At 55.2% G+C, this 12,728-nt stretch carries 11 protein-coding genes; 9 read left to right on the top strand and 2 right to left on the bottom strand.

The features are described 5' to 3' along the window. Positions 1-232: 232 nt before the first annotated feature. From M3668_RS01345 to M3668_RS01325, 5 genes are all read left to right on the top strand, one after another. Positions 233-1,576: a hemolysin family protein gene (locus M3668_RS01345; protein ID WP_251379035.1), complete on the top strand. Its 1,344-nt coding sequence runs from the start codon at positions 233-235 to the stop codon at positions 1,574-1,576. Continuing rightward, positions 1,573-2,658 carry a hemolysin family protein gene (locus M3668_RS01340; RefSeq protein WP_251379034.1) on the top strand — a complete coding sequence of 362 codons (1,086 nt, stop codon included), beginning with the start codon at positions 1,573-1,575 and terminating at the stop codon, positions 2,656-2,658. The genes M3668_RS01345 and M3668_RS01340 overlap by 4 nt, the downstream gene beginning before the upstream one ends. 151 nt (positions 2,659-2,809) lie before the next feature. After that, positions 2,810-3,766 (top strand): metal ABC transporter substrate-binding protein, encoded by a 957-nt coding sequence (locus M3668_RS01335; protein WP_251379033.1) that lies wholly within the window; start codon positions 2,810-2,812, stop codon positions 3,764-3,766. 5 nt (positions 3,767-3,771) lie between these two features. After that, positions 3,772-4,656: a metal ABC transporter ATP-binding protein gene (locus tag M3668_RS01330; RefSeq protein ID WP_251379032.1), complete on the top strand. Its 885-nt coding sequence runs from the start codon at positions 3,772-3,774 to the stop codon at positions 4,654-4,656. Positions 4,657-4,658: 2 nt separating this feature from the next. Next, the gene (locus M3668_RS01325; protein WP_251379031.1) at positions 4,659-5,570 is read left to right on the top strand and encodes a metal ABC transporter permease; all 912 of its coding nucleotides are present in this window, start codon (positions 4,659-4,661) and stop codon (positions 5,568-5,570) included. Between the two features lie 43 nt (positions 5,571-5,613). Here M3668_RS01325 and M3668_RS01320 read toward each other — a convergent pair whose 3' ends face one another. Next, entirely contained in the window at positions 5,614-6,027 is a 414-nt protein-coding gene (locus M3668_RS01320; protein ID WP_251379030.1) for a Fur family transcriptional regulator, read from the bottom strand. Positions 6,028-6,202: 175 nt separating this feature from the next. Between M3668_RS01320 and M3668_RS01315 the strand changes: the two genes are divergently transcribed. Both M3668_RS01315 and M3668_RS01310 read left to right on the top strand, forming a co-directional pair. Continuing rightward, on the top strand, positions 6,203-6,853 hold the full coding sequence (locus M3668_RS01315) for an MBL fold metallo-hydrolase (RefSeq protein ID WP_251379029.1): 651 nt from the start codon (positions 6,203-6,205) through the stop codon (positions 6,851-6,853). Between the two features lie 11 nt (positions 6,854-6,864). Continuing rightward, a complete protein-coding gene (locus tag M3668_RS01310; protein WP_251379028.1) occupies positions 6,865-7,290 on the top strand; it encodes an HIT family protein in 426 nt (141 codons plus the stop codon). A gap of 18 nt (positions 7,291-7,308) precedes the next feature. Here M3668_RS01310 and hrpA read toward each other — a convergent pair whose 3' ends face one another. Further along, on the bottom strand, positions 7,309-11,691 hold the full coding sequence (gene hrpA, locus M3668_RS01305) for an ATP-dependent RNA helicase HrpA (RefSeq protein WP_251379027.1): 4,383 nt from the start codon (positions 11,689-11,691) through the stop codon (positions 7,309-7,311). A 141-nt stretch (positions 11,692-11,832) separates the two neighbouring features. Here hrpA and M3668_RS01300 point away from each other — a divergent pair, with 141 nt between their 5' ends. Both M3668_RS01300 and M3668_RS01295 read left to right on the top strand, forming a co-directional pair. Next, positions 11,833-12,036: a hypothetical protein gene (locus M3668_RS01300; RefSeq protein ID WP_251379026.1), complete on the top strand. Its 204-nt coding sequence runs from the start codon at positions 11,833-11,835 to the stop codon at positions 12,034-12,036. Further along, positions 12,036-12,710 carry a rhomboid family intramembrane serine protease gene (locus M3668_RS01295; RefSeq protein WP_251379025.1) on the top strand — a complete coding sequence of 225 codons (675 nt, stop codon included), beginning with the start codon at positions 12,036-12,038 and terminating at the stop codon, positions 12,708-12,710. The genes M3668_RS01300 and M3668_RS01295 overlap by 1 nt, the downstream gene beginning before the upstream one ends. Positions 12,711-12,728 lie beyond the last annotated feature (18 nt).

Here is a 12,728-nt window from a genome sequence, read left to right as displayed (position 1 = left end):
CTGGTATAGAGTCGCTCACCTAACGCTTTTCGCAGGCAGAGAACTTGGCTCTTGACCGTGCAAGCCTCCACAAGTTTTAGCTAGAATAAGACACCATGGACGATCCTTACAGTTGCCGCCCTAAGATGCGGCCTCACGAGGTTAGAGCCTTCACGCTCACCTCGCAGCCCCTGGCCACTTCGAAGTCTACATTCGCTCTCAGAGTGACGAAAACTCAAGGAGTGACAATCTAGTGGAATGGCTACTTCTCATCTTCGGTCTTCTGCTCATCCTGGGCACCGGTTTTTTCGTAGCGGTCGAATTCGCACTGGTAGCACTGGATCAGACCAAGGTGCAACAGGAAATTGAACGCGGCGATAAAGCGGGAGTTAAGGTTCTAGCCTGCCTCAAGTCCCTGTCTACTCAGCTCTCCAGCTGTCAGCTTGGTATCACTCTCACAACTCTGCTGACCGGTTATACCCTGGACAGTGCACTGCAGGCTCTGACGACCGACACCATCGCCTCCTGGGGTTTCTCCGAGGGTGCTGCTCGTCTAATCTCGCTGGTGGGCGCGATGGTCTTTGCAACCCTCCTTTCCATGATTATTGGTGAGCTGATTCCCAAAAACCTCGCTATCGCTGAAGCCTATCGCGTAGCGAGGGTTCTAGCACCCGCTCAGTTGCTCTTTACCAAGATAATGGGCCCTATCGTCCGTTCAGCTAATGGCTCGGCTAACTGGGTTCTTCACCGCTTCGGCATGGAGGCCAAAGAGGAACTGTCTGCCGCACGCTCACCTGAGGAACTATCATCCATGGTGCGTCGCTCAGCAGACCTCGGCACTCTGGACTCAGATACCGCCCGATTCGTGGATAAAACCCTTTCCTTCTCTGAACTAACCGCAGCAGACGTGATGACCCCTCGCCGCAAGGTCATCATGCTTGAAGATATTGCTCCGGTGAGCGATGTTATTGATCTGGCGCGCACCACTGGGCATTCCCGCTTTCCTCTCTACCGCGAAGACCAGGACAACATCGTAGGTGTTATTCACGTTAAAAAAGCGGTCAGCGTGCCCGTAGAGCGCCGTGACTCTCTAGAAGCTGGCGCTCTCATGGAAGATGTTCTACAGGTGCCTGAAACAGTCCACCTCGACTCCCTGATTTTACAATTGCGCGAAGGTGCCCTGCAGCTAGCTGTAGTGCTCGATGAGTATGGCGGAACCGCCGGTATCACTACCCTCGAAGATCTCGTGGAAGAAATCGTCGGCGAGGTGTCCGATGAACACGACACCAACTCGCTAGACAGCCGACCTCTTAGAGTAGGAAACGGCGACTACCTCTTCTCTGGATTATTGAGGCCGGATGAAATCAACGAGTACATCAACGTTCTAGATATTGAAGACGACCCCGCGTACGAAACCATGGGTGGCTTCATGATGGACAAACTGGGCCGGATTCCCGAGACCGGGGATACGCTGCCCCTCCCCGGTGGAACACTCAAAATTGAAAAGATGGAACAGCGCCGCATCGATCGCATCCGCTACACCCCTCACCCGGCTGAAAACCTCGCCGATATTGACCGAAAGAAGGCGCAGGCATGAACGACTGGGTAGCAATAGCCTTACTCTTTGTACTGCTAGCAGGTAATGCCTATTTCGTGGGTGCGGAGTTTGCCATCATGGCGACCAGACGTTCGCAAGTAGAACCCATAGCGGCTACGGGAAACAAGCGTGCAATCAAAGTGCTCTACGCACTTGAAAATGTATCCCTCATGCTGGCAACCTGCCAGTTGGGTATTACCGTATGCTCTTTGCTCATTCTGAACGTTTCAGAACCTGCCATCCATCACCTGGTAGCTGGTCCTCTTGAAAATATGGGCATTCCCTACGAACTAGCCAGCGGTTTAGCTTTTGCCTTCGCACTCATTTTGGTGACCTATCTCCACGTTATTTTCGGCGAGATGGTGCCCAAAAACATGGCAGTCTCAACGGCCGCTCAAGGCAGCGCTCTATTGATTGCACCTTCTTTAGTAACTCTTTCCCAGCTACTCAAACCTCTCGTTGGTATTCTGAACTGGATTGCTGACCACGCCCTGAGGCTAATGAAAGTGGAGCCTAAGGCTGAAGTGTCATCAACTTTCACCCTGGATGAGCTGCAAAGCATCGTGGCGCAGTCCACCGCTGAAGGCACCGTTGATGATGGTTCGGGCGTACTTTCTGGGGCGCTAGAGTTCAGTACAAAATCCGTAAAAGAAATTATGGTGGGACGCGATCGCCTGATCACCTTAAACTTCCCCTGCACTCCGCTGGATCTTGAAAAGGCTGTGGCACAGACCGGCTACTCCCGATTCGTCATGCAAGATCCCGCAGACGGCACCTACATGGGCTACCTACATATTAAGGATGCACTTGCCTACGAAGGTGAAAGGGTAAATCAGCCTATTGCCTGGAGCAAGCTACGCCCAATGTCCATTGTGAGTCCTGAAACTGAGATTGACGATGCACTGGCTATCATGCAACGCAACCGCGCCCACGTATCGCACGTGGTCGATGCCCAAGGCAAGAGCGTAGGTGTAATCTTCCTTGAAGATGTAATCGAGGAGCTGGTGGGTGAAATCAAGGACACCACACAGGACCACGTGCGCCGCAGGGAGGAGGCGGCATCACGCCGCGCTGGCGACTAAATAATGGCTCTGCCATAGAAAAGGTGGTGGCACCGCGATGGGCGGTGGTGCCACCTTTTCTGTGGTCGAAAGCATCCGACATTCATTTGCGAATGATTCGCATTTACTCTAGGGTGAATTACAACAACCTAATGCAGAAGATGAGGAAACGATGAAAAAGGCTCTACGTGCAATCTCCCTCCTATCGGCAGCAACTTTGATGCTTTCAGCATGCGGAGCCGGCGACAGCATCACTGCCGATGACGGCACCCTTAAAGTTGTCACCACCACCGATGTTTATGCTGATCTCATCACCCAGATTGCCGGTGATCATGTAGAAGTAACGCCCATCATTGCCTCAACCGCAGTAGACCCCCATTCCTACGAGGCAACCAGCTCTGACCGTCTTAACGTAAAAGACGCTGACCTGGTGGTGCTCAACGGTGGTGGGTATGACACTTTCCTTGAAGAGATGGCGGGCTCCGATAACAAAGAACAGATCATTATAAATGCAGTGGAAGTGTCCGAGCTTTTTGATGAAGAAGAGCTGGCACATATCAACGAGGAACATGCCCATCATGAGGGTGAAGAAGCTGAACATGACCACGCGCACACCTACAATGAACATGTTTGGTATGACCTGGATACCATGATTAAGGTGACCAACCAGGTAGCAGAAGACCTCGCAACCCTTGATGCAAAAAATGCCCAGAGTTACCGCGACGGGGCGTCCGCGATAGTTACTGAACTCGAAAGTTTGCTGGAGCGAACCCAGGCGCTAGCCACTCAAGAACGTAACTACCTGGCCACGGAGCCCGTGCCAGGTTACCTCCTTGAGGATGCCGGCTACACCGATGTCACCCCCGATGATTTGGTAGAGGCCGTTGAAACCAACAGCGACATCGCCCCGCTCACTATACAGGAAGCAAAAGACGTGCTGACCGGTCAGCAGGCTGATCTACTAGCCTTTAACGAACAGACCCAGACAGCTCAGACCAGAGAAATCTGGGACTTTGCAACCAGCGTGCACGTACCCACTGCCTCCTTCTCGGAAACTTTGCCCGACGGCCAAAACTATGTGCAGTGGATGACAGGCAACATCGAAAACATTGAAAAGGCAGTAGCATAAAACCTATGTCTTCTACTCCGTCTAAGCTCGTCCCTGCCGTAAAAGTACGCGGGGGCGGGCTTTCGTTTGGTCACCGAGTCCTCTGGCAAAATCTTGATCTTGAGATCCAACAGGGCGAGTACTTTGCAGTGCTCGGGCCCAATGGGTCGGGCAAATCCACGTTCATCAAGACGGTCTTGGGACTGACTACCCTCAGCTCGGGGAGCATAACGGTGCTCGGTAAACCTGCCCACCTTGGAAACTCTGGGATTGGCTACGTGCCTCAGCAACGAGCAATCGGCTCTGAGACACCGCTCCGGTCTAGAGATTTTGTGGGGCTCGGGGTGGACGGTCACCGTTGGGGCTTCCGCCTGACGCGAAAGAATTACCGGGCGAAAGTGGATGAACTGCTGGAAGCTGTGGGAGCCACTGAGTACGCTAATGTGCCCATCGGTCTTCTCTCTGGGGGTGAGCAACAGCGTCTGCGGATAGCCCAGTCTCTTGCTAATGATCCTCAGATTCTGCTGGCTGATGAAGCTCTGCTATCGCTGGATCTTAACCATCAGTACGCTGTTTCTGAGCTGATCCACCGCTACAACCGTGAACACAACGCCACGGTTATCTTTGTGACCCACGAAATCAACCCGATTATTGAACACGTTGACCGGGTGCTTTACCTGGCCGGCGGACGTTTCACCGTAGGAACCGTAGAAGAGGTCATGCGCTCTGAGGTGCTCACCGATCTATACCAAACACCTGTTTCTGTCCTACACACCAACGGACGCTATGTTGTAGTAGGCGGGGAACACTCTGAAAAAGACCATCACTGCAGTATCCAGGGACAAGACCTGATTCACGGGCCCCACATCAATGAAATACACCGCCCCGTCACCTCCGATCGGAGTGCATAGCCGTGCAACTCAATATTACTTTTACAGATTTCGTCTCTGAAGTCTTTGTCTTCGATCGCTACGGTGAGCTGGTGGTACTGCTGCACCAGTCAATTTTCGCCGGTGCAGTGCTGGGCATTATCGGTGGTTTTGTGGGTATCTTTGTCATGATGCGCCGTCACGCCTTTGCCGTTCACGCCATCGCAGAGATGTCCTTTGCTGGCGCTGCGCTATTTCTCCTGTTGGGCTATAACGTGGTCACCGGTTCGCTGGTGGGATCCATTGCCTCAGCTCTACTGATAGCACTCATGGGCTCAAAAGCCCACGAAAATGATTCTGTGATTGGAGCTCTCATGCCTTTTGGGTTGGGGCTGGGTATCCTTTTCCTCTCTCTTTACTCAGGCCGAGCTGCCAACAAATTCTCGCTGCTGACCGGTCAAATTGTTTCGGTAGACTCCGCACAGCTCACCACCATGATCATTGGTGCAATCGTTATTGTTGGTGTCCTGGCCCTCATGTGGCGTCCCCTCATGTTCGCTTCGCTTGATCCGGTAGTAGCTCGGGCAAAAGGCGTGCCGCTTCGCACGCTTTCTCTTGCCTTCATGATTGTTCTGGGTATCGCCACCGCTCTTTCAGTTCAGGTAGTGGGCTCCTTGCTGGTTCTTGCCCTACTGATTACTCCCGCTGCAGCTGCCCTGCAGGTAACGGCGTCCCCCCTCAAAGCTCTGATTCTTTCCGTGATTTTCGCTGAGATTGCAATGGTGGGTGGCATCATGCTGGCACTGGCTGGGTCCCTTCCCATTAGCCCCTACGTCACCAGCATTTCCTTCTTTATCTTCGTAGTCTGCAGAGTAATCCGCGCCGTACGTCAGCGCCACAGCGCCTCAGGACGTACACAGCCCAAGGAAATTCAGCACACCCCCGCCGCCGCATAAGGGGACGAAAAAGCCCGCTCATTTTAGAGCGGGCTTTTTATATCTAACCAGCTGAACAGTTGCCACATACGCCGGTAATCTCGATGGTGTGGTTGACCTCGGTGTAGCCGTGTTCGCCAGCGATTTTTAGGGTCCAGTCCTCAAGCTGGGGAACCTCAAACTCAACCGCCGCACCGCATACCCGGCAGAGTAAATGGTGATGATGGTGCTCAGACTCGCAACGGCGGTAGATAGCCTCACCCTCCTCTGTCTTGAGGGACTCCACCTCGCCAGCAGAAAGCATAGACTGAAGAATTCTGTAGGTCGTCGCAAGAGAAACTGACTCGCCCTTAGAGACCATAAGCTGGTGCAGATCCTGAGCTGAAATAAAATCTTCGAGAGTATCGAGAGTAGCGGCCACCGCACGTCGTTGCTTTGTGTTGCGCACCTCGGTAGTTTTCTGCGCGGTGGTCGCCATTAGGCCCTCTTTCGTTAAAAGTCATCTTGCTTTACAGTCCATAATAACCTTGCAGAGCCATCCACGTTGCTCAGTTCACCGGCAGGGGAGGGAAGCCCCGTTCACCCCAGGACAAAATAACACCGGCAGGCACCCACAGCTGTTGTGTGACCGTCGAAACTACTAGGGTAGAGATATGAAACTTACCAAATACACCCACTCCTGCGTCCGTCTCGAAGATCACGATACCGTGCTGGTGCTTGACCCCGGTGGCTTCTCAGAGGTGGAAGAAGCTTTGGAAGGTGCACAGCACATTCTCATCACTCACGTTCACCCCGACCACTTTGATGAAGAGAAGGTACTCGCCTTTCTCAAAAAGAATCCCGAGGTAACCCTGCACGCGCCAGATGCTGTTGTTGATAGCATCAAAAAAGCTTTGCCCAATGCCGCGGCAACTGCCGTTACCGCTGACGGTCAGCTAGAGCTGTCAGGCTTCACCATCAAGACCTTTGGCGGCCAGCACGCGATAATCCACCCTCTGCTGCCTGTGATCGACAACGTTGGTTACCTCATCGATGACAACCTCTTTCACCCGGGTGACTCATTCGTGGTTCCTCACGGCATCGAGGTCAAAACCCTGCTGGTCCCTCTCCACGCGCCCTGGAATAAGATTTCTGAGGTAATCGACTTCATCATTGCTGTGCGGGCTCAGAAAGCATTCCAGATTCATGATTCCCTGCTGGCAGAGAATGGCAGGAACATGATTGTTGGTCACGTCACCAACTTCGGCAAAAAATACGGCACCGAATTTGAGTACCTGCCTGCGGGTACCTCAGTCCACATTTAGAAAGAGTAGCTATGAGCACCGTTTTCACCATGATTATGAAGGGCGAGATCCCCGGCCGCATAATTTGGCAGGATGAAAAGGCAGTCGCCTTCTTCACCATTGAACCCTTTCAGTACGGTCACACCTTGGTGGTTCCCCGCGAGGAAATTGATCATTGGGTTGATATGCCCCAAGATCTTGCCAGCCACGTCTTTGGCGTAGCCCACAAGGTTTCTGAGGGCCTGCAGAAGGCCTTTGACCCCCAGCGGGTTGGCATGATCATCGCGGGCTTCGATGTGCCCCACGCCCACATCCACGTCTGGCCCTCCCAGCATCAAAGCGAATTCACTTTTGAGCAGGCCAACCGCAACCCGGACGCCGCCGCTATGGACGCCGCCGCAGCCAAGCTCCGCGAAGCTCTACGCGAGCTAGGCTACGGGGATTTCGTAGCTGACTAAGTAGCAACGCCCCTCTTTTTAGCTGTTCTTCATGGCGTCTAGGGCTTCGCGCAGCGCTTTGGAGATTCGCTTCTCCGAAACGGTGTAAGCGGTGCCTAGTTCCTGGGCGAAGAAGCTGACGCGTAGCTCCTCAATCATCCAGCCGACCTGCTCCAGCTCAGGGCTGGGGGATAGCCCAGCGGGCAGGGACTTGACTGCCTTGTCGTAGGCGTCCTCAAGGGTCTGTACCGTGAGCATCAGCTGGTTGTCCCGGTGCACATTGGGCCCTAGCTTTTCCAGGCGTTTGCGCATAGCGGTCAGGTATCGGGGCAGATGGTGCAGCTGGGCTGCACCAGTAGCTGCTACGAAACCGGGGTAAATCAGATGCTCAAGCTGACCCTTCAGATCGCCCATAGCGTGGATGACTGCCAAGGAGGTGCTTTTCTTGATGAGCTTGCGCACGGCGGCTGCCTCACTGAGGATATCTGCCACGAGTTTGGTAATGATGAAGACCGTATCGATCAGTTCAGCCCTTACCGTGTTGAAAAGCTCCGTGTACTCATCCTTGGTAAAGGGCGGGTTTGCCGGAATCAGCTGGTCAATGGCCGCAACCGTGCAGTCGCTAATCAGCTCATCGATGGAACCGTGGGGGTTCTGGGTAAAGATGAGCTTCTCACGATTATTGAGGTGATCACTCACATACCGTTCGGGCGACGGGGTACCCAGCTTGAGCAGACGAATCACACCACCGCGCTGGGCGCGCAAAGCCTCAGCCTCGGTGGGAAAAATGCGAACCGCAACGCTAGTACCTTCATCAACTAAGGCGGGGTAGCCCGCCACCGTCTGAGTAGCGATGACCCGCTCAATCTTGCGGGGGAGGTCTGCATCGGGCCAGCTAGTGAGCCCGGAGACCTCGCGGACTGCTTGAGTCTTTGCCCCGGACGCACTGCCCTCGGTGCCCTTCATGGTGAGTGCAGGTCTGACATCCGGTGTGCCCTGAGCAGAGATCTGACCCGGCGCACCTTTCTTCTTTCCACCGGCCATCACTTGCATGGCTCCAAGAGTCTCAGGGGATGCTCCCAGAGAAGCCGCCAGGGCCGAACGAATCTCAGTGTGCAGGTTTGCCTGCAGGTCTTTAAGGTTCTTGCCCTCACCCAAAATTTTATTTTTGTGGTTGCGTACCTGGAAGGTGAAACGAAGATGCTCGGGCACAGCGTCCCAGTTGAACTCTGCCGGGTCCACCACTTGTCCGCGCAAACGGCGCAAAGCTAAAGCAAGCGCCTCAGTGAGGCTGTCGGTGAGCGGTGAAAATTCTTCGGTCAGCTTTTTAACCGCCTGACGGGCGACGTCCGGGGCCGGCACAAAGTTCTTACGGACCTGCTTGGGCAGGGACTTAATGAGGGCGGTGACCAGCTCCTCGCGCAGGCCCGGAATGAGCCACTCAAAGGGGGCAGGCTCCAGCTGGCCTAAGAAGAGCACCGGCACCTGAACTGCGATGCCATCGGTCTGCGCCTGTGAAGAGCGAACCCCACCTATAGAAACTGAGGGCGCAAACTCATACCGCAGGTCAAGAGAAAGCTCTCCGCCGCTGGTGGCTACCTGCCAGGTGCGCGGGAAGAGGGACTCATCGTAGTCGGCCGCCTCTTCATCAATGAGGTGTTCGGGGTTGAAGTCGAGCAGGTGCTCATTTTTGGTGCGCTCTTCCTTCCACCAGCGGTCAAAGTGGCGCTCTGACACGACATCAGCGGGGATGCGGGCATCATAGAAGTCAAAAAGGGTCTCGTCATCTACTCGAAGGTCGCGGCGGCGCAGGCGGGCTTCCAGCTCCTCAACCTCGGCCAGTGCCTTCTGATTGCGGGCGAAGAACCGGTGACGGGTAGACCAGTCACCCTCGATCAGAGCCGAACGAATGAACATCTCGCGGGCAGCTACCGGATCAATACGCCAGTACTGAACCCGGCGGTCAGCGATAATAGGCACACCAAAAAGAGTGACCTTCTCATGAGCCAGAACCGCGCCCTGCTTAGCAGACCAATGGGGGTCAGAATACTGACGTTTGACCAGATGGGCAGCTAACTCTTCGACCCATTCTGGCTGAATTTCAGCGTTGACTCGCGCCCAGAGCCGGCTGGTTTCAACCAGTTCAGCTGAGACTAGCCACTCCGGGTTTTTCTTGAAGAGACCAGATCCGGGGAAAATTGCGAAACGGGTGCCGCGGGCACCGCGGTATTCGTGCCGGTTAGTTTCATCCTTAATCCCGATGTGGGAGAGCAGACCGGTCAGCAGCGACTTATGTACTGCCTCCTCATGAGCCGCTGGGTCGATGTCACGCCCGCCACTAACGCTGATACCTGCTCCGCGTCCAATTTCGCGTAGCTGAGCAAAAAGATCCTGCCACTCCCTGATACGCAGGTAGTTGAGGAACTCTCGGTGACACATCTTGCGGAACTGGCTAGAAGAGAGCTCATCCTGCTTCTCATTGATATGTTGCCAGAGCAACAAGAAGCTAGAAAAGTCAGATTTCTCATCCAGGTAACGCTTGTGCAGAGCATCAGCTTCGCCGCGTTTATCAGCCGGGCGCTCGCGGGGGTCCTGGATGGTCAGGGCAGCGGCCAGCACCATCATTTCTTTAGCTACCCCGCGCTTGGACGCCTCAACGATCATACGGGCAAGCCTCGGATCAACGGGCAGAGCAGCCATGGCCCGCCCGGCTGCGGTCAGCGGTGAACCGGGGCCGCGGCGCCCCCGCCCCCTCCCTGCCTGTGCTCCGGCCTCACGAAGAGCACCTAGCTCACGCAGAAGGTTAACACCATCGTTGATGGCGCGGCTTTCGGGAGGCTGTACGAAGGGGAATACCGAGATGTCTGCGGGGGTCTTGACCACGCCGATGGCGGTCATCTGCAGGATGACAGCCGCCAGGTTGGTGCGCAGAATTTCCGGATCAGTGAACTCAGGGCGAGCTGCGAAATCCTCTTCAGAATAAAGACGAATAGCGATACCGTCAGAGACTCGACCACAGCGGCCAGAACGCTGGTTGGCACTGGCCTGAGAAATACGTTCAATGGGCAAGCGCTGCACCTTGGTGCGGGCTGAATAGCGCGATACGCGGGCTGTTCCGGTATCAATCACGTACTTGATGCCGGGGACTGTCAGTGAGGTCTCGGCGACGTTGGTGGCAAGGACGATGCGGGGCCTGCCAGCGGGACGGAAAACCCTGTGCTGTTCAGCCATAGAAAGTCGGGCGTAGAGGGGAAGAACCTCGTAATCTCGCAGGCGGCGGGTGGTGCGCACCATGTCATTGATAGCATCCTCAGCGTCGCGGATTTCGCGCTCACCCGAGAAGAAAATCAGGATATCACCGGGTGCCTCTTCAGAGAGCTCACGAATAGCATCCAGGATGCCGTCCAAAGGGTCGCGGTCTTCATCCTCTAGGCCGTCACCGGCATCCATATCGTCTTCACCGCCGTCTCCGGTGCGGGTACCCTCTAGAGGGCGGTAACGGATCTCAACGGGGTAGGTGCGCCCCGAAACCTCGATGATGGGCGGGGCGTCATCGGGTAGGGTTGCTTCAGCTATTTCTTTCTCTTCGGCGCTCAGTGATTCATCAACAATGCCTACGCCGGGCACGAAGCTGGGGGAGAAGTGGCGGGCAAAGCGCTCGGGGTCGATGGTTGCCGAGGTGATGATGATTTTGAGGTCCGGGCGCTGGGGCATGATGCGCTTGAGGTAGCCCAGAATAAAGTCAATATTGAGGCTGCGCTCGTGAGCCTCATCGATGATGATGGCCGAGTATTTGCTGAGTAGCCGGTCGTGCTGAATCTCAGCCAGCAAAATACCGTCAGTCATGAGTTTAATCGCTGAATTTTCGCCCACCTCAGAGGTGAAACGCACCTGGTATCCCACGGTTTCACCAATTTTCTGGCCCAGCTCTTCAGCAATTCGCTCAGCCACTGAACGGGCTGCCAGACGGCGGGGCTGGGTATGACCGATGAGGCCGTGGTCAGCCAGCCCCAGCTCCAGGAGCATCTTGGGCAGCTGGGTGGTTTTACCCGAACCAGTCTCACCTGCAACGATGGTGACCTGATGATCGCGAATGGCCGCCATAATGTCATCTCGGCGAGCTGAAACTGGCAGAGCTTCGGGGTAAGTAATGGTCTGGGGTACTAGACGTTGAACCGGAGCGTCCTTACCTACCGATTCTGCACTTCCTGGCGAACGGCGATTCTGCCGGACCCGGCCCCTATCGTTGTTTCCTCTGGATCGTTTGCCCTCGTCCTTGCGGCGCGAGCGCTTGCGTGCATCCGGTTTGTCAGCTGTTTCAGAGCGAGCTGGTTCGGACGCTCGGGTGGGGGCGTTGTGCATAGCAGCAGCCAGGGCACCCAGGTTAGAAGTTTTTGAGGAAGAATCAGATGAAGTAGACATACTGACCTTAAGTTTAGTGCAGGGGTAAGGTTGCGGCTATTGACGGCTTTGCTGTTGAGAGCGAACGTAACCGCTAGACACCAGTAGTGAGCAAAGAGACCTAGAATAAAACAAACATATTCTCCAGGGAATGAGGGCTCGTTGGGCACCCGTCACTTCTTTCGTAAAGCGAGCGCTGTCTCTGCTCAAGAAGCACTCGAGCTATGGTTAGAGGCTAGAGCCGTCATTTTTGATGTGCGTGTTACCAACCTGCTCACCCAACGAGGCTTTGAGTCAGCTAGCAGAATTCGAGCGCTTATTGGATGGCGAGCTGCCGGTGGGCCGCTTGAAGGAGTTACCCGCTAATGTCAGATTTCTGGGAGCGTTTCAAAGAAGCACGAACGCACCGCTATCAGCAGATGGGCAATGCGCCAGATGCGAACTCGCCGGTTAAGGGGCGAGGGCGAGCGCCTGTGATAAACGCCGGTGTGTTTACCCCGCTGGTGGTACTGCTGGGTGTCATGTGGGTGGAATACGCTATTTCTTTTGTTGTGCCGGGCAGCTTGGGCTGGCTGGGAATTCGCTCCTGGAATTTGGCCGGCTTAGGCGGTATTTTTACCGCACCCTTCATTCACTCCGGATTGCGTCACCTGGTGGGTAATACTCTCTCATTGGCTGTTCTTGGTGCCCTGATTTCTTTGGAGGGCGCTCGCCGTTTCCTCAGTGTTAGCCTGCGGGTGGCGACTGTTGCTGGGCTGGGAGCATGGGCGGTAAATGCACCGGGCGTGGTGACCGTGGGCGCTTCCGGGCTGGTCTTTGGCTACTTTGGCTACCTAGTTGCCGGTGCCTTTTTTACCGACTGGGGTAGCGGCAAGTTGCTGCGCGTCGTGCTGGCTGTGCTGGTAATCGCGGTCTACGGGGCAAGTATATTCTTTGGGCTGGTGGGCGTGCGCGCCGGCATTTCTTGGCAGGCTCACCTCTTTGGGTTACTGGGTGGGGTTCTTGCCGCCTGGATGATTCGGGGCAAAGGCAGGGTATAAAAAAGGCGGGGTTGGCGT

Source organism: Rothia sp. P100, from assembly GCF_023712425.1.
Lineage (GTDB): Bacteria > Actinomycetota > Actinomycetes > Actinomycetales > Micrococcaceae > Rothia > Rothia endophytica.
The sequence above is the reverse complement of the archived record's forward strand: the minus strand, read 5'-3'. Positions and strand labels throughout refer to the sequence as shown.